Annotated in this window: 24 protein-coding genes and 1 pseudogene; 9 read left to right on the top strand and 16 right to left on the bottom strand. The window is 59.1% G+C overall.

All coding sequences use genetic code 11. The features are described from left to right. Window positions 1-155: 155 nt before the first annotated feature. On the bottom strand, window positions 156-1658 hold the full coding sequence (gene glpK / locus NE357_RS22835; protein WP_169431713.1) for a glycerol kinase GlpK: 1503 nt from the start codon (window positions 1656-1658) through the stop codon (window positions 156-158). A 78-nt stretch (window positions 1659-1736) separates the two neighbouring features. Beyond that, a complete protein-coding gene (locus NE357_RS22830) occupies window positions 1737-2588 on the bottom strand; it encodes an MIP/aquaporin family protein (RefSeq protein ID WP_169431712.1) in 852 nt (283 codons plus the stop codon). 361 nt (window positions 2589-2949) lie between these two features. On the opposite strand from NE357_RS22830, the gene ybaK reads away from it, so the two are divergent. Together ybaK and NE357_RS22820 are read left to right on the top strand one after the other, a co-directional pair. Next, window positions 2950-3420, top strand: a complete 471-nt coding sequence (gene ybaK, locus NE357_RS22825) for a Cys-tRNA(Pro) deacylase (protein WP_085709490.1) — start codon at window positions 2950-2952, stop codon at window positions 3418-3420. An 89-nt stretch (window positions 3421-3509) separates the two neighbouring features. Next, window positions 3510-4292, top strand: coding sequence for a PhzF family phenazine biosynthesis protein (locus tag NE357_RS22820; protein ID WP_169431711.1), 783 nt, complete (start codon window positions 3510-3512; stop codon window positions 4290-4292). A gap of 49 nt (window positions 4293-4341) precedes the next feature. Here NE357_RS22820 and NE357_RS22815 read toward each other — a convergent pair whose 3' ends face one another. Then, complete coding sequence (locus tag NE357_RS22815) at window positions 4342-5451, bottom strand: ABC transporter ATP-binding protein (protein WP_169431710.1); 1110 nt, start codon at window positions 5449-5451, stop codon at window positions 4342-4344. Then, on the bottom strand, window positions 5448-6368 hold the full coding sequence (gene argF, locus NE357_RS22810) for an ornithine carbamoyltransferase (protein WP_169431709.1): 921 nt from the start codon (window positions 6366-6368) through the stop codon (window positions 5448-5450). Before argF ends, NE357_RS22815 begins: the two co-directional genes overlap by 4 nt. A gap of 392 nt (window positions 6369-6760) precedes the next feature. On the opposite strand from argF, the gene NE357_RS22805 reads away from it, so the two are divergent. The 3 genes from NE357_RS22805 to grxD all read left to right on the top strand — a co-directional run bounded on the left by NE357_RS22805 (window position 6761) and on the right by grxD (window position 9727). Then, window positions 6761-7051 (top strand): hypothetical protein, encoded by a 291-nt coding sequence (locus NE357_RS22805; protein ID WP_169431708.1) that lies wholly within the window; start codon window positions 6761-6763, stop codon window positions 7049-7051. A 131-nt stretch (window positions 7052-7182) separates the two neighbouring features. Beyond that, on the top strand, window positions 7183-9288 hold the full coding sequence (locus NE357_RS22800; protein WP_169431707.1) for a molybdopterin oxidoreductase family protein: 2106 nt from the start codon (window positions 7183-7185) through the stop codon (window positions 9286-9288). Window positions 9289-9385: 97 nt separating this feature from the next. Further along, a complete protein-coding gene (gene grxD, locus NE357_RS22795; RefSeq protein ID WP_039765841.1) occupies window positions 9386-9727 on the top strand; it encodes a Grx4 family monothiol glutaredoxin in 342 nt (113 codons plus the stop codon). Window positions 9728-9833: 106 nt separating this feature from the next. Here the strand turns inward: grxD and bfr are convergent, their stop codons facing one another. Then, window positions 9834-10310, bottom strand: a complete 477-nt coding sequence (gene bfr / locus NE357_RS22790; RefSeq protein ID WP_169431706.1) for a bacterioferritin — start codon at window positions 10308-10310, stop codon at window positions 9834-9836. Between the two features lie 199 nt (window positions 10311-10509). Then, window positions 10510-10728, bottom strand: a complete 219-nt coding sequence (locus NE357_RS22785; RefSeq protein ID WP_007953193.1) for a bacterioferritin-associated ferredoxin — start codon at window positions 10726-10728, stop codon at window positions 10510-10512. A 291-nt stretch (window positions 10729-11019) separates the two neighbouring features. On the opposite strand from NE357_RS22785, the gene NE357_RS22780 reads away from it, so the two are divergent. Continuing rightward, window positions 11020-11622 (top strand): peroxiredoxin, encoded by a 603-nt coding sequence (locus NE357_RS22780; protein ID WP_123588592.1) that lies wholly within the window; start codon window positions 11020-11022, stop codon window positions 11620-11622. Window positions 11623-11710: 88 nt separating this feature from the next. On the opposite strand, the gene rnt is transcribed toward NE357_RS22780, so the two are convergent. Both rnt and pyrC read right to left on the bottom strand, forming a co-directional pair. Next, entirely contained in the window at window positions 11711-12385 is a 675-nt protein-coding gene (rnt, locus tag NE357_RS22775; RefSeq protein ID WP_007953196.1) for a ribonuclease T, read from the bottom strand. After that, window positions 12382-13428, bottom strand: a complete 1047-nt coding sequence (pyrC, locus tag NE357_RS22770; protein WP_095190451.1) for a dihydroorotase — start codon at window positions 13426-13428, stop codon at window positions 12382-12384. The genes rnt and pyrC overlap by 4 nt, the downstream gene beginning before the upstream one ends. Before the next feature lie 160 nt (window positions 13429-13588). Here pyrC and NE357_RS22765 point away from each other — a divergent pair, with 160 nt between their 5' ends. Together NE357_RS22765 and NE357_RS22760 are read left to right on the top strand one after the other, a co-directional pair. After that, on the top strand, window positions 13589-14497 hold the full coding sequence (locus NE357_RS22765; protein WP_169431705.1) for a flagellar protein MotY: 909 nt from the start codon (window positions 13589-13591) through the stop codon (window positions 14495-14497). A 129-nt stretch (window positions 14498-14626) separates the two neighbouring features. Then, window positions 14627-15844 (top strand): argininosuccinate synthase, encoded by a 1218-nt coding sequence (locus tag NE357_RS22760; protein WP_007963976.1) that lies wholly within the window; start codon window positions 14627-14629, stop codon window positions 15842-15844. Between the two features lie 161 nt (window positions 15845-16005). Here the strand turns inward: NE357_RS22760 and NE357_RS22755 are convergent, their stop codons facing one another. Then, on the bottom strand, window positions 16006-16590 hold the full coding sequence (locus tag NE357_RS22755) for a hypothetical protein (protein WP_169431704.1): 585 nt from the start codon (window positions 16588-16590) through the stop codon (window positions 16006-16008). A 396-nt stretch (window positions 16591-16986) separates the two neighbouring features. On the opposite strand from NE357_RS22755, the gene NE357_RS22750 reads away from it, so the two are divergent. After that, window positions 16987-17613, top strand: a complete 627-nt coding sequence (locus tag NE357_RS22750) for a response regulator transcription factor (protein WP_169431703.1) — start codon at window positions 16987-16989, stop codon at window positions 17611-17613. 88 nt (window positions 17614-17701) lie between these two features. Here NE357_RS22750 and NE357_RS22745 read toward each other — a convergent pair whose 3' ends face one another. From NE357_RS22745 to NE357_RS22715, 7 genes and pseudogenes are all read right to left on the bottom strand, one after another. Further along, on the bottom strand, window positions 17702-17881 hold the full coding sequence (locus NE357_RS22745) for a PA3496 family putative envelope integrity protein (protein WP_169431702.1): 180 nt from the start codon (window positions 17879-17881) through the stop codon (window positions 17702-17704). Between the two features lie 107 nt (window positions 17882-17988). Continuing rightward, window positions 17989-18627, bottom strand: a complete 639-nt coding sequence (nth, locus tag NE357_RS22740) for an endonuclease III (RefSeq protein ID WP_169431701.1) — start codon at window positions 18625-18627, stop codon at window positions 17989-17991. Continuing rightward, the gene (locus tag NE357_RS22735) at window positions 18624-19202 is read right to left on the bottom strand and encodes an Rnf-Nqr domain containing protein (RefSeq protein ID WP_169431700.1); all 579 of its coding nucleotides are present in this window, start codon (window positions 19200-19202) and stop codon (window positions 18624-18626) included. The genes nth and NE357_RS22735 overlap by 4 nt, the downstream gene beginning before the upstream one ends. Further along, on the bottom strand, window positions 19199-19804 hold the full coding sequence (locus tag NE357_RS22730; RefSeq protein ID WP_169431699.1) for an RnfABCDGE type electron transport complex subunit G: 606 nt from the start codon (window positions 19802-19804) through the stop codon (window positions 19199-19201). Before NE357_RS22730 ends, NE357_RS22735 begins: the two co-directional genes overlap by 4 nt. Continuing rightward, on the bottom strand, window positions 19801-20784 hold the full coding sequence (locus NE357_RS22725) for an RnfABCDGE type electron transport complex subunit D (protein WP_169431698.1): 984 nt from the start codon (window positions 20782-20784) through the stop codon (window positions 19801-19803). The genes NE357_RS22730 and NE357_RS22725 overlap by 4 nt, the downstream gene beginning before the upstream one ends. Window positions 20785-21589: 805 nt before the next feature. Further along, window positions 21590-21964 (bottom strand): annotated as a pseudogene (rsxB, locus tag NE357_RS22720) (electron transport complex subunit RsxB); the annotation flags it as partial. A gap of 17 nt (window positions 21965-21981) precedes the next feature. Beyond that, a complete protein-coding gene (locus tag NE357_RS22715) occupies window positions 21982-22551 on the bottom strand; it encodes an electron transport complex protein RnfA (RefSeq protein WP_169431696.1) in 570 nt (189 codons plus the stop codon). Window positions 22552-22581 lie beyond the last annotated feature (30 nt).

Here is a 22581-nt window from a genome sequence, read left to right as displayed (position 1 = left end):
CTACTGCGCTCGGCAATCCTGCGTTAAAAACAGGCTCGGACTGCTCATTTACAAACCCGTAAACTCCGCGTCCTCGCCTGTTTTTGCCTTGTCTTGCCTTCGCTCGCTACGCTTTCACGCTGTTTGGACCAGCCTTAGTCAGTCCTCAGACTGGCTTATTCAGCGTCCTCGCGTTCCCAGTCACGGGTACGGCTGACGGCTTTTTTCCAGCCTTTATAGAGCTTCTCTTTGGCCGCTTCGTCCAGACTCGGTTCGAACTCGCGCTCGATCACTGCCTTGCCGCGCAGTTCTTCCAGGCTGCCCCAGAAACCGCACGCCAGGCCGGCCAGGTAAGCCGCGCCGAGCGCTGTGGTTTCGCGCATTTGCGGGCGCTCGACCTGAGTGCCGAGGATGTCGGCCTGGAACTGCATGAGGAAGTTGTTGGCTACCGCACCGCCGTCCACGCGCAGGGCCTTGAGGCGTTCGCCGGAGTCCTGTTGCATGGCGTCGAGTACGTCGCGGGTCTGGTAGGCGATCGATTCCAGCGCGGCGCGGATGATGTGATCCACACGCACGCCGCGGGTCAGGCCGAACAGCGCGCCACGGGCATACGGGTCCCAGTAGGGAGCGCCGAGGCCGGTGAAGGCTGGCACCAGGTAGACGCCGTTGCTGTCCTTCACTTTATTGGCGAAGTATTCGGTGTCGTGGGCGTCGTTGATGATTTTCAGCTCATCGCGCAGCCACTGCACGGTCGAGCCACCGTTGAACACCGCGCCTTCCAGTGCGTAAGCCACTTCGCCGCGTGGGCCACAGGCGATGGTGGTGAGCATGCCGTGTTGCGATTTCACCGCTTTGTCGCCGGTGTTCATCAGCAGGAAGCAGCCGGTGCCGTAGGTGTTTTTCGCCTGGCCCGGCTCCACGCACATCTGGCCGAACAGCGCGGCCTGCTGGTCGCCGGCGATACCGCCGATGGCGATGCCGCTCTTGGTACGACCGTAGATTTCCGAGGAGGCTTTGACTTCCGGCAGCATCTCGCGCGGGATGTCGAGGATCTCCAGCATCTTCGCGTCCCACTCAAGCGTGTGGATGTTGAAGAGCATGGTGCGCGAGGCGTTGGTGTAGTCGGTGACGTGGACCTTGCCGCCAGTGAATTTCCAGATCAGCCAGCTGTCGACGGTGCCGAACAGCAGTTCGCCGTTGCGCGCACGTTCACGGCTGCCCTCGACGTTGTCGAGGATCCACTTCAGTTTGGTGCCGGAGAAGTACGGGTCGGTCACCAGACCGGTGTTGTCGCGGATGTAGTCTTCATGGCCGTCGCGCTTGAGCTGCTGGCAGATCTCGGTGCTGCGGCGGCATTGCCAGACGATCGCGTTGTAGACCGGGCGACCGGTGGTCTTGTCCCAGACCACGGTGGTTTCACGCTGGTTGGTGATGCCGATGGCGGCCACCTGATCGTGATGCAGACCGGCCTGGGCCAGCGCTTCGACCATCACCGCGCTCTGGGTGGCGAAGATTTCCATCGGGTCGTGTTCGACCCAGCCGGCTTGCGGGTAATGCTGGGCGAATTCGCGCTGCGCGGTGCAGACCACGTTCGCATCGCGGTCGAAAATGATCGCACGGGAGCTGGTCGTACCCTGATCGAGGGCAATGATGTAGTTCTTATTCTGAATGTCGGTCATGTCGATTGCCTTGGACGAAATAAGGGAGAGTGGGCCGTGGCGCAGGCTCGGATTGGCAGGAACCCGCGCCGACTTGTTTCAAGAAGTTCTTGGTTTGCCGTCAATGGCCGGTTCTGCATCCTTTGTAGCAGGTGTGGCGCCGGTCAGGTGACGGGCAATCAGACCGCGATACCCGGCAGCGCCGAGGCAGGCACCGACAATCGGTGCAAAAATCGGAATCAGGAAGTACGGGATTTCACGTGCGCCGGTGAAGGAAATTTCACCCCAGCCTGCGAAGAAAGTCATCAGTTTCGGACCGAAGTCGCGGGCCGGGTTCATCGCGAAACCGGTCAGCGGGCCCATCGAGCTGCCGATCACGGCAATCAACAGGCCGATCAGCAGCGGCGCCAGCGGGCCTTTCGGCAGGCCGTTGTTATCGTCGGTCAGGGACATGATCACGCCCATCAGGATCGCCGTGATGATCACCTCGACCAGGAACGCCTGGGCCGTCGACAGCGCAGGGTTCGGGAAGGTGGAGAACACCGACGCCAGTTCCAGGCTGGCGGCCGAACCACGAACCATATGGTGAGTCTGTTCGAAATCGAAGAACAGGTTGCTGTACAGCGTGTAAACCAACAGCGCGCCGCAGAAGGCGCCGGCAATCTGTGAAAGGATGTAGAACGGCAGTTTGCGCTTTTCGAAGTCGGCAAAAATGCTCAGGGCAATACTGACGGCAGGGTTCAGGTGCGCACCGGAAACCCCGGCGGTGAGGTAGATCGCCATGCTCACGCCGACGCCCCAGATGATGCTGATTTCCCACAGACCGAAGCTGGCGCCCGCGACCTTGAGCGCCGCGACGCAGCCTGTACCGAAGAAGATCAGAAGTGCAGTACCCAGAAACTCGGCCAGGCACTGGCTCGAGAGCGATGGTTGCTGTAACGCAGTTGTCATTGAAAACCTCGGTTTTTGTTGTTGTCTGGCGCGTTTGCCGACAGGGCAAGGCGCGATTTTCGCCGGGGCAGGATCCCCATCCTGTTCCCGGTTTACTGCTGGTTGCTGCGGTGACCATAATTCTTACATTATTCAGATTCGAAAAAATATAGACAAGAAACAAAGCTGTCAAAGGTCGAAAGTGAACCGTCAGTCACAAATAAACTATCAGTCAGGTGAATGATCCTGCGGGGCACTCGCCGGGCAATCCGACTGTCAGCCTGCAAGCCGCGGGAAACGTGGCGCGCAATAGAGCCTTTTGCTTGGCGATGGCCTAGAATCCGGCGCAGGTTTTTTTGTTACTGCCGAGCCTGGAGCTGCCATGACCCCTGCGTTGGACTTGTTGAAAAAAGTTCGTGCCGAACATCGCGTGCACAGTTACGAACATGACCCGAAAGCGGCGTCCTACGGGCTGGAGGCCGCGGAAAAACTGGGGCTGGAGCCGGCACAAGTGTTCAAGACTCTGCTGGCGGCCAGTGAAAAAGGTGAATTGCTGGTGGCGGTGGTGCCGGTCGTCGGAAGTCTCGACCTCAAGGGGCTCGCCCACGCGGCCGGAGTAAAGAAAGTCGAAATGGCCGACCCGGCCGCTGCGCAACGTTCCACCGGTTACCTGTTGGGCGGCATCAGTCCGCTGGGACAGAAAAAGCGCCTGCGCACTTTTATTGATAATTCCGCCCAGGGGTTTGCGACCATTTATGTCAGTGCCGGTCGACGCGGGCTGGAGGTCGAACTGGCGCCCGCGGTTCTCGCCGAGCACACCCAGGCGAAGTTCGCCGACATTGGTCGCGCCTGAGTTCTGTATGAGAAAAATTGACCGGCTCTGTCACTGGCGATGAACGAGCCGTAGCGTCATGCTCTTTCGACTGACACGGGGAGAAGGTTATGCAGCTCGAGTTTCATCAGGTCGACGCATTCAGCGATAGGCCGTTCAGTGGCAACCCGGCGATGGTCTATCGGCTCGACGCCTGGCTCTCGGACAACTTGATGCAGAAGATCGCCGCCGAGCACAACCTGGCGGAAACCGCGTTTCTGGTGCGCGAAGGTCAGGCCTGGCACATCCGCTGGTTCACGCCGACCACCGAGGTGCCGTTGTGCGGTCACGCGACCCTGGCCAGTGCGTATGTGCTGTTCGAGATTTACAAGGAAACGGCCGAGCGTCTGGAGTTCATCTGCAAGTCCGGGCCGTTGAGTGTGAGTCGGGAAGGTAACCGATTGTGGCTGGATTTTCCGGCCATCACCCCTTCGGAAATCGGCGTGACACTGGATGTCGAGCGAGCGTTGGGCGTTCAGGCGGTGGATGTGCTGGGTTCCAACGAACTGTTCGTGGTGCTCGAGTCGGAGCAGGCGGTGCTCGATTGCACGCCGGACATGGTCGCCCTGGCCAAACTGCCCTGGCTCGGTGCCATCGTCACGGCCCGGGGCAATCAGCATGATTTCGTCTCGCGCTATTTTGCTCCTGCCATTGGCATCAATGAAGATCCGGTGACCGGCTCGACCCATTGCAGCCTGATCCCGTACTGGTCCAAACGGCTGGGCAAATCGAGCCTGACGGCTTGCCAGCGTTCGTCGCGGGGCGGGGAGTTGTTCTGTCGGCTGGAAGGCGAGCGGGTGAAGATCGGCGGACATGCGACCCTGGTTGCCAGCGGCACATTAATGCTGGGCTGAGAGCAAAAAACAAGGGAGCCATCAGGCTCCCTCATTATTTGTCGGCAGATCAGTGCGCGGTGCTGTAGCGACGAACGCCGTTTTCCACAGCGGGAATCTGCGCAGCGGTGCTGCCGGACGCCTGGAACAGCACCAGATGTTCCGCCGCCACACGAATCCCGACATCAGCACCGATCTGATGGTCAGCATGGCTCGGGAAGATCGATTCCAGTTGAGCGCCGGTCGGCAGTTGCAGGCGATACAGGGTCGAAGCCCCAAGGAATGTCTTGCCGACGATCCGTGCTTTCAGCCCGCTGTCCGGCGCGTAAACGATGTCGTCCGGACGCAGCAGCACATCCACCGCGCCACCGACCGGCCAGGTGTAGGCGCGATTGCCGCGCAGTTCACCAAGTTCGGTGTGCACCGATTCCGGGCTGCCGAGCTGGCCGCGAATGAAATAGCCCTGGCCAATGAAGCTGGCAACAAACGGTGTCGCCGGTTCGTGATAGAGGTTGTAAGGCGTATCCCACTGCTCCAGCCGGCCTTCCTTGAACACGCCGACGTGATCGCTGACGGCGAAGGCTTCTTCCTGATCGTGGGTCACCAGAATTGCGCTGGTGCCACGGGCCTTGAGGATGTCGCGCACTTCATGGCTGAGCTTGCGTCGCAGTTCGCCGTCGAGGTTGGAGAACGGCTCGTCGAGCAGCAGCAGTTGCGGCTCCGGCGCCAGGGCGCGGGCGAGGGCGACACGTTGCTGCTGGCCGCCGGACAGTTCGTGCGGGAAGCGCTTGCCGAGGTTCTTCAGGTTGACCAGTTCCAGCAGTTCTTCGACGACGCGCTCCTTGTTCGGGTGCTTGCGAATGCCGAAGGCGATGTTGTCCGCGACACTCAGGTGCGGGAACAGCGCGTAGTCCTGGAACACCATGCCGATCCGGCGCTTCTCCGGGGCGAGGGTGAAACCGGCTCTGGAGAGGGTTTCCCCGCCGAGCTGGATTTCCCCTTCGTGCACCGGTTCGAAACCGGCGATGGCGCGCAGGGTGGTGGTCTTGCCGCAGCCGGACGAGCCGAGCAGGCAACCGATGTCGCCGGCGTTGAGGTGCAGATTGAGGTTCTGCACCACACGTTGATCTTGATAGCCGCAAGCGAGGTTGCGCAGGTTCAGCAGTAATTCATGACTCATGCGTGGTGATATGCCGGTTCGACGAGGAACTCGAGCAGGGCCTTCTGTGCGTGGAGACGGTTTTCTGCCTGATCCCAGGCGACGGAGCGCGGGTCATCGAGCAGGTCGAGGCTGATTTCCTCACCGCGGTGGGCGGGCAGGCAGTGCATGAATAGCACGTCATCGGCAGCCAGGTCGAGCAGGGCGCGGTTGACCTGAAACGGCGCAAACAGCTTCAGGCGCTTGGCGGTTTCCTCTTCCTGGCCCATGGAGGTCCAGACATCGGTGCTGACCAGGTGCGCGCCACGCACGGCGTCTTTTGGGTCGCGGACGATGGTCACGCGATCACCGGCCCGGGCCACGAACTCGGGATTTGGCTCGTAGCCTTCAGGGCAGGCCACGTGCAACTGGAAGTCGAACTGGATCGCCGCTTCTATATAGCTGTTGCACATGTTGTTGCCATCGCCGATCCAGGCCACGGTCTTGCCCTGGATCGAGCCACGGTATTCGAGGAAGGTCTGCATGTCGGCCAGCAACTGGCACGGGTGCAGGTCATCGGACAGGCCGTTGATCACCGGCACGCGGGAGTTGGCGGCAAATTCGGTCAGGGTGCTATGGGCAAAGGTACGGATCATCACCGCATCGAGCATGCTCGACATGACGATGGCGCAGTCGCCGATGGGCTCGCCACGGCCCAGTTGGGTGTCGCGCGGCGAAAGGAAGATCGCCTGGCCACCGAGCTGGATCATGCCGGCCTCGAAGGAGATCCGGGTACGGGTCGAGGATTTCTCGAAGATCATCCCCAGGACGCGGTTTTTCAAAGGCTCGAACAGTACGCCGCGGTTACGCAGGTCCTTGAGCTCAACGCCTCGACGGATCACGCTGACCAGCTCTTCGGGCGTGCAATCCATCAGGGAGAGAAAGTGCCTTGCGCTCATCATTGACTACCTTTTTGCTACAAACCGCAGATGCTCAAAGCCTTGTTTATCGGAACAACGGGCGAGACCTGCGGCGTAAGCCGCACGGGGCGACGAAATAGGGGGAGGCGCGATATTGACACTAAATGTCGCGTTTTTCCAATAGGCTGCGATTTTTGCGGATTGTGCGGGGGTGACGAGGTCACTCGAAGCGCCGGTTTGGAGCCGGGTTCCAGACCTTTGTACACTGACGCCGCACGGCTTGGCAATCAGGCGGGGCGGGGATGGAACAGGTCTGGTCGGTTTGCGACTGGTCAGCCATGGATTCGCTGGTCGGATGTCAGATCTGAAACATTTGCTAAAGCAAAGTGCTGGGTTATAAATAACTCACGAGCGACGCAGGAAGCCCCCGCATGGAATCGAAAGAAAAACTGTTAATGGAATTGCTGGGCCACACGGCACGCTCACTGACTCATCTGACCGCATCGGTCACTTCAATGTCCTTCGAACTGCTGCGCAGTGAAGACGAAGTGGTCAAGACGGCCGGCCGCCATATGATCGATCGCATGGCCACCATTAGCGCCGGACTCGATGAGCACTGGCGATTGATCGGCGAACTCACCGGCGTGCACGTCGCGCACGAGCAGATCGAGACCATCCAGGAAATCCAGCTGGCCGCACCGCCACAGCTTCCGGCGAACTGAAGCGGGTCTATCGGCCGGCCTGATGGCCGCCGATTCACAAGACGAACGTCGCTGGCGCGGCGCCCGGCCACGCGCCATAGTTTTGTTCCCGCAGGCGTGCTTGCCTGCCCAGAACAAGACAGAGACTGGCCATGACCAAGACTCTCCATCACCGTGCCTGCCACCTGTGTGAAGCCATCTGCGGCTTGACCATCGAAACCACAGAAACCGACGGCCAGGTGCAGATCACCTCGATCAAGGGCGATGCACTGGATACCTTCAGTCGCGGGCACATCTGCCCCAAAGCCGTGGCGCTGCAAGACATCCAGAATGATCCGGATCGTCTGCGCCAGCCCATGCGTCGGGTCGGCAGTGAATGGCTGCCGATCGAGTGGGACGAAGCGTTCGAGCTTGTAGCCGAAAAGCTCTCGGCCATTCAGGAGCGTCATGGTCAGAACGCGGTTGCCGTGTATCAGGGCAACCCCAGCGTGCACAACTACGGGCTGATGACCCACAGCAATTACTTTCTGGGGCTGCTGAAAACCCGCAATCGTTACTCGGCCACTTCTGTCGACCAATTACCCCATCACCTGACCAGCTACCTGATGTACGGCCACGGTTTGCTGCTGCCGATCCCGGATATAGATCACACGGATTTCATGCTGATCCTGGGTGGCAACCCGCTGGCGTCCAACGGCAGCATCATGACCGTGCCGGATGTCGAGAAACGTCTGAAGGCTATTCAGGCCCGGGGCGGCAAAGTAGTGGTGGTCGACCCCCGGCGCAGCGAGACGGCGGCGATGGCCGATCAGCATTTGTTCGTGCGCCCCGGCGGCGATGCGGCGTTGTTGTTTGGTGTACTCAACACGCTGTTCGATGAGAGGCTGGCTCGAGGCAGTCATTTGCCGGTGGACGGTCTGGATGAGGTTCGCGCGGCGGTGGCGGGTTTCACCGCCGAGGCCATGAGCCCGTTGTGCGCCGTTCCCGCCGAACAGATCCGCCAACTGGCCCGGGACTTCGCCGCTGCGCCGAGCGCCGTCTGCTACGGTCGAATGGGTGTTTCCACTCAGGCTTTCGGCACGCTGTGCCATTGGGTCGTGCAGTTGATCAACCTGGTGACCGGCAACCTCGATCGGGTTGGCGGTGCACTGTGCACGGAGCCTGCGGTGGATCTGGTGGCATCGACTTCAGGCGGGCACTTCAACAAATGGCAGAGCCGTGTTTCGGGGCGTCCTGAATACGGCGGCGAGTTACCGGTCTCGGCACTGGCCGAAGAAATGCTCACCGAAGGTGAAGGACAGATCCGCGCGTTAATCACCGTCGCCGGCAACCCGGTGCTGTCCACGCCCAACGGCCGGCAACTGGAGCAGGCGCTGGACGGGTTGGAGTTCATGGTCAGTGTCGACCTGTATATCAACGAAACCACGCGCTATGCCGACCTGATCCTGCCGTCGACCTCGGCGCTGGAGAACGATCACTACGACACCACCTTCAACCTGTTTGCGGTGCGCAACGTCACCCGTTTCAACCGGGCGATTCTCGCCAAACCTGAAGGCGCACTGCACGACTGGGAAATCTTCGTCGGCCTGGCCAGGGCCTTTGCGGCGAAGACCGGCAAGGAGCTGAAACCGACGATGCCGCCGGCGAAGATGATCGACATGGGGTTGCGCATGGGCGCCTATGGCGATGCGTCCGAACACAAATTGTCGCTGGCGACGCTGTTCGATCATCCCCACGGCGTTGATCTGGGAGCGCTGAAACCCAACCTGACACCGCGATTGAAGACCGCCAATCAACGCGTTCAGGCCGCGCCGCCGGAAATTCTCGCCGACCTGGCGCGTTTCTCTGCTTTGCAGGCGCCGGCCGCCGGTGAACTGTTGATGATTGGTCGCCGTCATGTGCGCAGCAACAACTCGTGGATGCACAACTATCATCGACTGGTGAAGGGCAAGCCGCGTCATCAGTTGTTGATGAATCCGGAGGATCTCGCCAGTCGCGGGCTCAGTGATGGTCAACTGGTGCGGGTCAGTTCAAGGGTCGGCCAGATCGAGGTCGAGGTGCTCGGCAGTGCGGACATGATGCCGGGCGTGGTCAGCCTGCCCCACGGCTGGGGCCATGCCCGGCCGGGGGTGCAGATGGCGATTGCCAGTGGCCAGCCGGGCTCGAGCGCGAATGACCTGACCGATGAATGCCAGCTCGACGAGCTGTCAGGCAATGCGGCGCTCAACGGCGTGCCGGTGACGGTGGCGGCGGCTTGAGCAAGTCTGTCGGGGAGACCGAGCAGGGCGCTCGGGATTCCGTTACAATGCGCCACCGTGCCGACCCATGAGTCGGAAAGTTCAGCCGAGGTGCTCCATGGATATCATCGAAACGATTAAAGAGCAGATTGCCAACAACACCATTCTGCTTTACATGAAAGGCTCGCCGAATGCCCCGCAGTGTGGCTTCTCTGCGAAAGCTGCGCAGGCTGTAATGGGCTGTGGCGAGAAGTTCGCCTACGTCGACATCCTGCAGAACCCGGAAATCCGTGCCAACCTGCCAAAGTACGCCAACTGGCCGACTTTCCCGCAACTGTGGGTAGCCGGTGAACTGGTCGGTGGCAGCGACATCATGGCTGAAATGTTCGCCAACGGTGAACTGCAGACCCTGGTCAAGGAAGCATCCGCCAAGGCTGCTGCGGCCAAGTCCGAAGCCTGATTGGTTTCAGCCTGGATTTCGGCGAGTCTGAAGTCCGGGCAATAAAAAGCCCCGCCTCTTGAAAGAGGGCGGGGCTTTTTTGTATCTCGTGTTTAGCGCTGGCTAATCACTCGTCGTCGCCCATCTGCGATTGCAGATAGTTCTCAAGACCGACTTTATCGATCAGGCCGAGTTGGGTTTCCAGCCAGTCGATGTGTTCTTCTTCGGACTCAAGAATGTCTTCAAGCAGTTCGCGGCTGCCGAAGTCGCCAACGGATTCGCAATGAGCGATGGCTGCCTTCAGGTCGGCGTGACCGGTGCGCTCGATACGCAGGTCGCACTCCAGCATTTCCTTGGTGTGCTCGCCGATGTGCAGCTTGCCCAGGTCCTGGACGTTCGGCAGGCCTTCGAGGAACAGGATGCGCTTGATCAGCTTGTCCGCGTGCTTCATCTCGTCGATGGATTCGTGGTACTCGTGCTTGCCCAGCTTGTTCAGGCCCCAATCTTCGTACATGCGCGCATGCAGGAAGTACTGATTGATCGCGACCAGCTCATTGGCAAGGATCTTGTTGAGATGCTGGATGACTGTTACGTCGCCTTTCATGGTGGGAGTCCTGCCCTAAGTAGCGGTATATAGGGCAGAGTTTGAGCTGGGTATTTATAAGTGTCAAACCTAAGTTATTGAATAATAAATGAAAATTAATCTGAATAAGAATGTTTGTGTTCCGCGTCTAGACGCTAAGCAATTGATTTTCAGGCATAAAAAAACCGGACATAAGTCCGGTTCTTCGAATTCGTGATAATTACGCGGCGGTAAATTCTGCCGGGTAGGGGATCGCAGCCTGGGCGGTTTGCAGCTTGGTCAGGGTTTCACGGACCACTTCCTTCGCCAGGCACGCACATTTGCCGCATTGGCTGGCGACGCCGGTGGCCTGACGGACTTCTTTATAGCTGCAGCAACCTTCATAGATCGCTTCGCGGATCTGTCCGTCGGTGACGCCAGTGCAGAGGCAAACATACATAAGTGAGAACCGTCGCTGGTTGTGACTCAATTGCGATGGATCTTAATGTTAACGAGAATGATTGTCAAAGTGCTTTCCCAGTGGTTTTCATCGCCAACGCCTGTGACTGACGAACGGTGGTGCATGGCTGAATGCCAGCCGGGATTTCGCGAAAAACCTTTGAGGACAGTCGAAAAACGCAGTGTATGATGGTCGGCCCTTGCGAAGGGGGTTCGTGTCACAGGGCTGTCGCCTGAGGGTGGCAGGCTGGCGCGGACCCTGAACTTCAAGTTTCTACACCAGGAGATATCAATGAGCGTACTCGTAGGCAAACAAGCCCCTGACTTCACCGTCCCGGCCGTACTCGGCAATGGCGAGATCGTTGACAGCTTCACCCTGTCCTCGGCCATCAAAGGCAAATACGGCCTGGTGTTCTTCTACCCGCTGGACTTCACCTTCGTCTGCCCGTCCGAGCTGATCGCTCTGGACAACCGCATGGCTGATTTCAAGGCGCGCAACGTTGAAGTGGTCGCCGTTTCGATCGACTCGCACTTCACCCACAACGCCTGGCGTAACACCCCGGTCAACAATGGCGGCATCGGTCAGGTGAAATACACCATGGCAGCCGACATGAAGCACGACATCGCCAAGGCCTACGACGTTGAGTCCGAAGGTGGCGTGGCGTTCCGTGGCGCGTTCCTGATCGACGACAAAGGCGTTGTCCGTTCGCAGATCATCAATGACCTGCCGCTGGGCCGTAACATGGAAGAGCTGATCCGTCTGGTCGACGCTCTGCAATTCCACGAAGAGCACGGCGAAGTCTGCCCTGCCAACTGGAAAAAAGGCGACAAAGGCATGAACGCTTCGCCAGAAGGCGTTGCGGCTTACCTGACCGAGAACGCTGCTGCCCTGTAAGGCGCACGCTTCAGGTACAGAAAGCGAGGTACAAAAAAACCGGCCCATGTGGCCGGTTTTTTCATGCTCGGAAGCAGTCCGACGAAGATCAGTCGTCGAAGTCTTCCCAGCCGCCCATCTGTTTCCAGCGGTTGACGATGCCGCAGAACAGCTCGGCGGTCTTTTCGGTGTCGTAACGCGCCGAATGCGCTTCACGGCCATCGAAATCGATATCGGCTGCCTGACAGGCTTTCGCCAGGACGGTCTGACCGTACGCCAGGCCGGCGAGGGTCGCGGTGTCGAAGCTGGAGAACGGGTGGAACGGATTGCGCTTCATGTCCAGCCGCGCAACGGCGGCGTTGAGGAAGCCCAGGTCGAAGCTGCTGTTGTGGCCGACCAGGATCGCCCGCTTGCAACCGTTGGCCTTCAAGGCCTTGCGCACGCCACGGAAGATGTCGGTCAGGGCCGTTTCTTCGCTGACGGCCATGCGCAACGGGTGATCGAGCTTGATCCCGGTGAACTCCAGTGCCGCCGCTTCGACGTTGGCGCCTTCGAACGGCTCGACGCGGAAGAAGTAGGTGTGATCCGGGTAGACGAAACCCTTTTCATCCATGGCGATGGTGGTCGCGGCAATCTCCAGCAACGCATCGGTGGCCGAGTTGAAACCACCGGTTTCTACGTCGACGACAACCGGCAGGTAGCCGCGAAAGCGTGCTGCCATCGGATGGCGGGAGCCGCCGCCACCTTGACCGTCCAGTTCGTCGTCGAAATGGTCTTCACTCACGCGTGTTCCTCCAGCAGGCGCCAGCGCAGTTTTTCACCGGCGCGCAGCGGGATAACGGTCAGCTCGCCGAAAGGCAGGCTGGTCGGGGCGGTCCATTCTTCACGAACCAGGGTGATACGGTCGGTGTTGGCCGGCAGGCCGTAGAAACGCGGGCCGTTGAGGCTGGCGAATGCTTCGAGCTTGTCCAGCGCATTGCGCTGTTCAAAGGCTTCGGCATACAGCTCGATGGCGGCGTACGCGGTGTAGCAGCCGGCGCAGCCGCAGGCGGCTTCCTTGGCGTGCTGGGCGTGCGGCGCCGAGTCGGTGCCGAGGAAGAACTTCGCGCTGCCGCTGGTGGCGGCGTCGAGCAGGGCTTCCTGGTGGGTGTTGCGCTTGAGGATCGGCAGGCAATAGAAGTGCGGCCGAATCCCGCCCACCAGCATGTGGTTGCGGTTGTACAGCAGATGATGCGCGGTGATGGTCGCGCCGACGTTGGCCGAAGCCTCGTTGACGAACTGCACGGCATCACCGGTGGTGATGTGTTCGAACACGACCTTGAGCGTCGGGAAACGCTCGACCACACGACGCATGTGCTCGTCGATGAAGATTTTCTCGCGGTCGAACACATCGACGTCGCCACGGGTGACTTCACCGTGGATCAACAGCGGCATGCCGACTTCGGCCATGGCTTCCAGCGCCGGGAAGATCTTGTCGATGCTGGTGACCCCGGAATCGGAGTTGGTGGTGGCGCCGGCCGGGTACAACTTGGCCGCGTGGACAAAACCGCTGGCCTTGGCTTCACGAATTTCTTCGGGCTGGGTACGGTCGGTGAGGTACAGCACCATCAACGGCTCGAAACGACTGCCGGCCGGGCGGGCAGCGAGAATCCGCTGGCGATAGCCGTCGGCTTCAGCGGCGTTGCGCACCGGAGGTACCAGGTTGGGCATGATGATGGCGCGACCAAAGGTGCGCGCAACATCTGCAACGGTATTGGTCAACACGGCACCATCACGAAGATGAATGTGCCAGTCGTCGGGACGCAGCAGGGTCAGGCGGTCGGACATGAGGGGATTCCAGGCGGGTCAAACTGAGGCGAATGCTACCGGAAAAGACTCTTGCAGGCACTCGCTATCAAGTTTTGCGACGAGCGTCCGATATCCCATAGGTATGCCGTAAACACGTATGTATCGGTCTTTTTTGTTGTAGAAGCCAATGGAGCCTCCCGTGCGCCAGCGTTATTTAGTCTTGCTCAGTGTGTTTGCCAGTCTTCCCGCGATGGCACTGACCTACCAGACCCGTCTGGAGAACATTGAGTGGACGGTCGAAGGCGACAAGTTCGAATGCCGCCTGACGCAGCCGATCACCGACTTCGGCTCGGGCCAGTTCGTGCGCAAGGCCGGCGAGCAGGCGATTTTTCGCCTGAACGCCTACAACGCGATGCTGGGCGGCGGTTCGGCAACCTTGCTGGCGGCGGCAGCGCCTTGGCAGCCGGGACGCAATGACATCAATCTGGGCAGCGTCAGGATTGGCACCGGCAACGTGCTGTTCAACAGTTCGCAGTCGCAGGCCGGCGGGTTGATCAGTGGTTTGCTGGAAGGTCGCAGCCCGGTGGTGCGACGTGCCTCCGGGGATGGACGGGTCTCCGAAGTGCGTCTGCTGCCGGTCAAGTTCAGCAAGGCGTTCAACGACTATCAGACCTGTGTGGCGAAACTGCTCCCGCAGAATTTCGATCAGGTCAAAAACTCGCAGGTCGGCTTTCCGGGCGAGGGCACCGATCTGGACGCTGCCGCGAAAGCCAGACTGCAAGTGATGCTCGAGTTCATGAAGGCCGATCCTACGGTCAATCACATTGAGCTCGATGGCTACTCCGACAACAGCGGCAATCGTCTGACCAATCGTGAGTTGTCGCGCCGTCGCGCGCTGGCGGTGGTCGATTTCTTCAAGGCCAACGGCATCGCCGAATCGCAGATCACTGTGCGTTTCCACGGTGAGCAATACCCACTGGTCCCCAACACCAATGCCGCCAACCGGGCGAAGAACCGTCGGGTCAGCGTGAAGTTGGCCCGGGTGGCCCCGGTCACTGCTCCAGCGCCTCAAGCCAGTACGCCGGCCAACGCAGCGGCGACTTCCTGACCTGCCGGTCATCGTCGCGCTCTCGACAGATTCTGTCGCTTTGTCGTCTTAAGCTGTCGCGCCTCTGTAAATTATCGCGTTTGAGCGGTAGACTCCTCGGCTTTCCGTAGAACCCCGTGGAGTGATGGCATGGCGGACGTAAACAAGGTCGTTCTGGCGTATTCCGGCGGCCTGGACACTTCGGTGATCCTCAAGTGGCTGCAGGATACTTATAACTGTGAAGTCGTGACCTTCACCGCTGACCTGGGTCAGGGCGAAGAGGTCGAGCCGGCTCGCGCCAAGGCTCAGGCCATGGGCGTCAAAGAAATCTACATCGACGACCTGCGCGAAGAATTCGTGCGTGACTTCGTGTTCCCGATGTTCCGTGCCAACACCGTTTACGAAGGCGAGTACCTGTTGGGTACTTCCATCGCGCGTCCGCTGATCGCCAAACGTCTGATCGAAATCGCCAACGAAACCGGTGCCGATGCCATTTCCCACGGCGCGACCGGCAAGGGCAACGACCAGGTCCGTTTCGAGCTGGGTGCCTACGCGCTCAAGCCTGGTGTGAAAGTGATCGCCCCTTGGCGCGAGTGGGACCTGCTGTCCCGCGAGAAACTGATGGACTACGCCGAGAAGCACGCGATCCCGATCGAGCGCCACGGCAAGAAGAAATCCCCGTACTCGATGGACGCCAACCTGCTGCACATCTCCTATGAAGGCGGCGTGCTGGAAGACACCTGGACCGAGCACGAAGAAGACATGTGGCGCTGGACCGTCTCCCCGGAGAAGGCTCCCGACACCCCGCAGTACCTGGAACTGACTTACCGCAACGGCGACATCGTCGCGCTGGACGGCGTCGAAATGACTCCGGCCACCGTACTGGCGACCCTGAACAAGATCGGCGGCCAACACGGTATCGGCCGTCTGGATATCGTCGAGAACCGTTACGTCGGCATGAAATCCCGTGGCTGCTACGAAACCCCGGGCGGCACCATCATGCTGCGCGCTCACCGCGCCATTGAATCGATCACCCTGGACCGCGAAGTCGCTCACTTGAAAGACGAGTTGATGCCGAAGTACGCCAGCCTGATCTACACCGGTTACTGGTGGAGCCCTGAGCGTCTGATGCTGCAACAGATGATCGACGCCTCCCAGGTCAACGTGAACGGCGTCGTGCGCCTGAAACTGTACAAGGGCAACGTGATCGTGACCGGCCGCAAGTCCGACGATTCGCTGTTCGACGCCAACATCGCGACTTTCGAAGAAGACGGCGGCGCCTACAACCAGGCCGATGCCGCAGGCTTCATCAAGCTCAACGCGCTGCGCATGCGTATTGCTGCCAACAAAGGCCGCAAGCTGTTCTGAGCCCCTCGGAACTGACGTCAAATGGCGGCCTTGTCGTTGTGACAAGGCCGCCATGCCGCAATACCCTTCTGTTGACCTGATCGTTGCCGGTCAGCGTTCCTGTTTTCATCTTTATGACTTCGAATATTGCGTTGAAGTAATATTCATCCCCCTGTCTCACTTTAAATCTTTCCCGATACCGTGATATTCGGCGAGCGAATGTCGTAAATAATACAGTATGTCGTTCCTGTTGTTTTATTGCCTTGTCTGAGCGATTTGATGATGTTTTCTTTCGGGAAAGTGTCTGGCATATCATCGACCAGAACGAGGAGTATTCTGGGTGAGTGCTTTATCGGTTGCAGAATTTTTTTCTTCATCGAGTCTATTTGAGATTCGGCGTTCGTTCCTCGAATAAAACCGATGCACAGTGTACTCATGGGTTTCGGCAGTTTTATTACATGTATTTCCGGCTCTTCCCGATCTGATGGTTCTTCGGATGAATGAGGCTCCGTATCTTCAAAAGCCTTGAGGAAGTTGTTGTCATTGTCGAAGTCCGATGGGGCATACAGGGAACGATAGTTGAAGTTCAAAGTGATGAAGAACAGGAACAGTAAATAGAACGGGAAGCTGATCAAAAACCAGATATAGATTTCACGTTCGGCATTGTCGAGAAATGGCAAGGATACCGCCGCAGACGTTTCTGAGATGAAAGCGAATATGGCAATGACGGTGATGGGGTTGGTGATTTTTTGATTGATCTTTAACATGTTCTTTACTCATGGGTAGGGGCTTTCTCGTCATGTTGGTTATTGGCGCTGCTTGTAGAGTCCGGCCGAAGTGATTTCAGTGTTCGGTATCTGGTATCTATATTAAAAATAGTCGGATGGATATCGGTATGTTGTTTCGGTTTTTTTGTTTGTTTGATCTGCCCTTTGCAGATCTCATTGCTTCCGGTTTTTGAATTGCAGGTCCGGAAAGTTTAAATGCTTATTTAATCTAGTCTGTTGTTGGGCGTTTATGAGTCTTTTCTGTAGGATAAATCTTTATTGCCTGTAGGAGGCGTCTCTCGCTGCAGGTGCAAAGGAACTTTGCTATGCCAAGCATGAAACGACTACGTTATTGTGCCGGTTCTAAAAAATCGAACAGCGAAACTGGACTTGCCCATGAATAAAGTGTTGATCGTGGATGATCATCCCGTCATTCGTCTTGCTGTGCGTATGCTGATGGAACGTCATGGCTACGAAGTCGTTGCAGAAACGGATAATGGAGTGGATGCATTACAACTGGCCCGCGACCAGATGCCCGATATTGTCATTCTGGATATCGGCATACCAAAACTTGATGGACTGGAAGTCATTGCGCGTCTGACGACGAGCGCGATGCCTTTGAAAGTGTTGGTGCTGACCTCTCAGGCCCCGGGCCATTTTTCCATGCGCTGCATGCAGTCGGGGGCTGCGGGATATGTTTGCAAGCAACAGGATCTGACCGAACTGCTCAGCGCAATAAAGGCTGTGCTGTCCGGATACAGCTACTTTCCCAATCAGGCCTTGCATACTGTGCGGACCAGTCTGGGCAATGCCAGTGAGGCCGACATGGTTGATCGCCTGTCCGGACGCGAGATGATGGTGCTGCAACAATTGGCAAGGGGCAGGACCAACAAGGAAATCGCTGATGGCATGTTTCTCAGCAACAAGACTGTCAGCACCTACAAGACCCGCTTGCTGTTGAAACTCAATGCGCGCTCTCTGGTGGATCTGATCGAGCTGGCCCAGCGTAATGGGCTGGTCTGACGGCTTCAACCGTCGAGGGATCATGGGCGGATCGGTATCGACTTGCAGCAAAAAATAAAAAGCCTCCGTTGCGGGAGGCTTTCAAATGTCACAGATCAAAATCGTAATCGGCCAATTGCTTCTGCAGTCGGCGCTCCTCGAGCAGGTTATCGATGGTGCGGCGCTTGCTGAGGTTGGTCTTGGCGACTTCGACCACAGGCTCGGCGTCGTCGGCATCTGCAGCGACGAAGTCGTCATCTACGTCCAGTTGTTCTTTGCTGTCAGTCATAAGGTTAACTCCAGGCTAAGACTGCCTTTGGCGCTCCTTATATCGATATTCCTGCTACGGGTAAAAAAGATTTTTTCAATCGACGAATCGATAAATCCAATAGCCGATCAATCGTCAGAGGTTTTGTGTTTGTACTCGCACAGATCTTCGATCCGGCAGCTGCCACAGCGCGGCTTGCGCGCCAGACATACATAGCGCCCGTGCAGAATCAGCCAGTGGTGGGAGTCCAGCAGATACTCTTTTGGTACAAACTTCATCAACTTCTTTTCCACCTCGACCACATTTTTGCCCGGGGCAATGCCCGTGCGGTTGCTTACCCGGAAAATGTGCGTATCGACAGCCATGGTCAGCTGACGAAAAGCCGTGTTGAGCACGACGTTGGCGGTCTTGCGGCCTACGCCGGGCAGGGCCTCCAGTTCTTCGCGTGTCTGCGGGACCTGGCTATCGTGCAGTTCCATCAGCAGGCGGCAGGTCTCGATCACGTTTTTGGCCTTGCTGTTATACAGACCGATCGTCTTGATGTACTCGGACAAGCCTTCCACGCCCAACGCGTGAATGGCCGCTGGCGTATTGGCTACCGGGAACAGTTTCGCGGTCGCCTTGTTCACCCCGACATCCGTCGACTGCGCGGACAGGATCACCGCAATCAACAGCTCGAAAGGTGAAGAATAGGCCAGTTCAGTCTTGGGCTCGGGATTGTCCTCGTGAAACCTGCGGAAGATCTCCAGGCGTTTGGCGGCATTCATGGGTGATGCGTTTCCTCGGATGGGGCGGGGCGGGTCCAGGCCTGACGGGCAGCGAGCAACAATCCCAGCAGTATGAAGGCGCCAGGCGCCAGCGTCGCGAAATGCAGGCCGTCGGCAAACGGGATCAAGCCTTGCCAGTGTTCAAACAGATGATGGCCGATGCTGACCTGACCGATCAGTTCGCGCAACACGGCCAGCACTGTCATCAGCGCGGCAAACAGCCCGCACAGTTTCAGTTTTCCATTGATCGGCAGGCGAAAAAATCCATTGTGTTCCAGTACAACGCATTGCAGGCCGATCAGTCCCGTGTACAGGCTGATCTGCTGATGCCACTGCACCGACGCGCTTTGCAGCAGAATATCGGCGCAGCCGGCCAGGGTCGCGGCCAGCACCAGACTGACCGGCAACAGGCTCTCGTTGCTCAGGCGTACGCGCAGCGCTGCCATGCACAAGCCATACGCGCTCACCACAACGGTGAACAGCAACAGAGTCGCCAGCGCACCGGCCACGGCGTCGGTGGCGCCGATCAACAGCACCAGCATCATTGAATTCGACAGTGTCGCTGACGTGTTCATGGCGCGCTCCCCAGCAGGGTCGTGCGGTGATCATCGAAATAGCGCAGGGCATCGTGGATGGCGTTGATGGCCGCGCGGGAGGTCATGGTTGCGCCCGCGATCTGGTCGAATTGCCCCTGATCCTTTTTCAAGGCCCATCCGGCATCTGTCGGTTGGCTGCCGGATTTGCCGATAAACGCCTGCAACCAGCTATTTGGCCAGTCACCGATATGCCCGCCCAGTGCCGGCGTTTCAGATTGCTCAAGGGTTTTCACACCGAGCAATCGGCCATTGGCATCGATGGCAATCAGCAACTCGATGCTCCCCGCATAACCTTCAGTCTGGCTGAGGAGCAGCACCGCCACGGGTTGACCGGCTTTGGTCGCACGATAACCGCCCAGCAGCAGGCTGTGACTCAGGTCGGTGCCAGTCAGCGCCAAAGGTTGTTCCAGAGGTTGGTTGTCGTACGCATCGACTGAAAGCACATCCAGCCATTTGCGATTTTCGAGCTGGCGCTGTTCGGCGGCGATGTGCGAGGCATTGCTGCGTTGCACAATGTAAGTCACGCCGACGCCTGCAGTCGCCAGCAGCACCAAGGTCATCAGGCTGCTCGCGCGGTTCATGGCGTCACCTGCGTCTGACGGGCAGCGGCAAGGCGTTCCAGCGCCGGCACGCAGAGGTTCATCAGCAACACCGCGAACGCCACGCCGTCGGGATAACCGCCCCAGGTACGAATCAGATAAGTCAGCAGGCCGACGCCCACGCCGAACAGCAAGCGAGCGAGGGTACTTTTTGCACCGGAAACCGGTTCAGTGACGATGAAGAATGCCCCCAGCATGGTTGCGCCGCTCAGCAGATGAAACAGTGGCGAGCCATGGGAATCCGACCCCGAGCCGTTCCAGCACAGCAGGCTGATGATGAACAGGCTGGCGAGCATGCCGACCGGTGCGTGCCAGCCAATCGCCCGGCGTTGTAGCAGAAACAGTCCACCGGCGAGAAACGCCAGGTTCACCCACTCCACGCCATGTCCACCGAAACGGCCGAATGCCGGGTGGGTGGCAAACAATTCATCGATAGTCAGGCTTTTGTTGATACGCAGGCTGTCCAGCGCCGTGGCCTGGACCCAGGCGTCCGGTTGCGTGCCCAGGTTGAACACCTGGCCAACAGCCGCCGTCAGATCCATCCCATGGGCCGGCCAATGGGTCATCGGCTGCGGGAACATCACCATCGCCACGGCAAAACCGAGCATGGCCGGATTGAAAGGGTTTCGGCCCACGCCACCGTACAAGTGTTTGCCCAACAGCAGGCCTGAGCCGATTGCTGTGACCGTCAGCCACCACGGGCAGTAAGGCGGCAGGGCGATGGCCAGCAGCGTGGCGCTGACCACTGCGCTGCCATCGGTCAATGTGGATTGCAGCGGTTGCCGGCGCAGAGATGTCACGGCGGCTTCGACGCTCAAGGCTGTGACGACGGACAGGATCAGGTTGATCAACACGCCCCAGCCGTAAAACCAGAACAACGCCAGCAACCCCGGCAATGTCGCCAGCAGAACCTGCTTCATTGCCTGTTGCAGGCGCTCGTCTCTGGTTTCAATGAATGACATGGGCTTGTACCTGCCGCTCGGCCTCTTGCAGGCGGGTGCGGGCCTTGTCGAGGACTTCGACTGGAGTGCCTTCGCGTCGTTGCAGTTTGTTCAGCTCGGCGCGCGCGTAGGCCAATTCGGTTTTCAGCTGACGAAGCTGGTTGTCGATCGGACGTTTCTCCACGCGCACAAGGTCGGGCAGCGGTTGGTCGCTCGCGGCTTCGGCGTCGTGCAACGCTTGTTCGGCGTCACGCAGGGCTTGTTCCAGTGCTGCAATCTGCTCCGGCGGAGCCTCTGCGGTCTGGGCCTTTTTCAGCTCGGCCCGGCGCATCGCCAGCTGGATTTTCGCCCGTTTCAGGTCGGCGTCTTTTGCTGGGGCCGCCACGGCCGGCGCAGGTGTGGCGCTGCTTTCCAGTTTCGTCAGGGCCTGTTCGGCGGCTTCGAATTGCTGCTGCAACACGATCAGTTGCGACTGCTGTTCGAAGGTCGGCGGATGACCGAAGGCTTTCAGCGACTTGTGCAACTGAGCTCGGCTCATCGCCACGTCGATCTTGGCCTTTTTCAGCGCGGCGTCGGCGGTTACGGCTTTCTGAGCACGCACCCGCTCCAGTGCCGCCTGCACCGGATCAAGCGTGGCGGACGCAACTTCAACCTGTGCCGCGCGCTGCGCCCGAGCCTCGCGTTCGGCCTGTTTCTGCTGTTCTTCGCGTTGCAGACGAGCGTTGCGCCGTTCGAAGCGCAGGCGGGCGTGATCGCGCTTTTTGGTGCGTGCCTGTTGTTCTTCGAGGCTGTTGGCCAGGCCTCCAACCACCGGCAGCGTGCCCAGCGGCAGCGGGTGCATTTCAATGCAGTCCACCGGGCAGGGCGCTACGCACAGATCGCAACCGGTGCATTCGTCGATGATCACTGTGTGCATCAGTTTCGCCGCACCAACGATGGCGTCGATCGGGCAGGCTTGAATGCACTTGGTGCAGCCGATGCATTCGGCTTCGCGGATATAGGCCACTTGCGGTGGCGCCGAACCACGGCTGATGTCCAGTTCCAGCACCGGGATTTTCAACAGTTCGGCCAGCGCCGCGATGGTTTCGTCGCCACCGGGCGGGCACTTGTTGATCGGCTCACCGGCGGCGATGCCTTCCGCGTAGGGTTTGCATCCGGGATGGCCGCACTTGCCACATTGGGTCTGCGGCAGCAAGGCGTCGATGCGTTGAATCAGACTCATGTTTTGATCAGTCCACTGAATCCGAGAAAAGCCACGGCCATCAGTCCGGCGCCGATCAACTGGATCGGCAGGCCACGAAAGGGCAGGGGAATATCGTTGTCGGCCGTGCGCTCACGCAAATCGCTGAACAGGCTCAACACCAGCCAGAAACCCAGTCCGGCACCCAGGCTCAGCGCTGTCGCATGAAGCAGGCCTTTATCTGCTTGCGCGTTGATCAGTGTCAGCCCCAGCACACCCGCGTTGCCCAGCAGCAGCGGCCACAAACCGTCAAAAGGCATATCGGGTCGCCATCGCGTCAGCAACTTCAGCAAAGGTGCGATCAGCAGCACGCTCAGCGGCAGGAACACAAGCATCCGCAGGAACTCCAGTTGCAATGGCACCAGCAGCCAATGCCCGATCGCGTAACCCGTCACGCCGACAATCAACATCAGACACAACGTCGCCAGCCCCAGCGCATGCACCTGACGGCGTTCGCCGGCCAGCAGCGGATCGACGCCCAGCGGCCAGTGCAACACGAAGTTGTTGATCAGCGCAGCACTGAAAAGCGTAAGCACGAGTTCGGTCATGGTTCTGCCGGTGAGAGCGGGCGGATGTCA

The sequence above is a fragment of the Pseudomonas sp. G7(2022) genome (assembly GCF_052660475.1).
The sequence above is the reverse complement of the archived record's forward strand: the minus strand, read 5'-3'. Positions and strand labels throughout refer to the sequence as shown.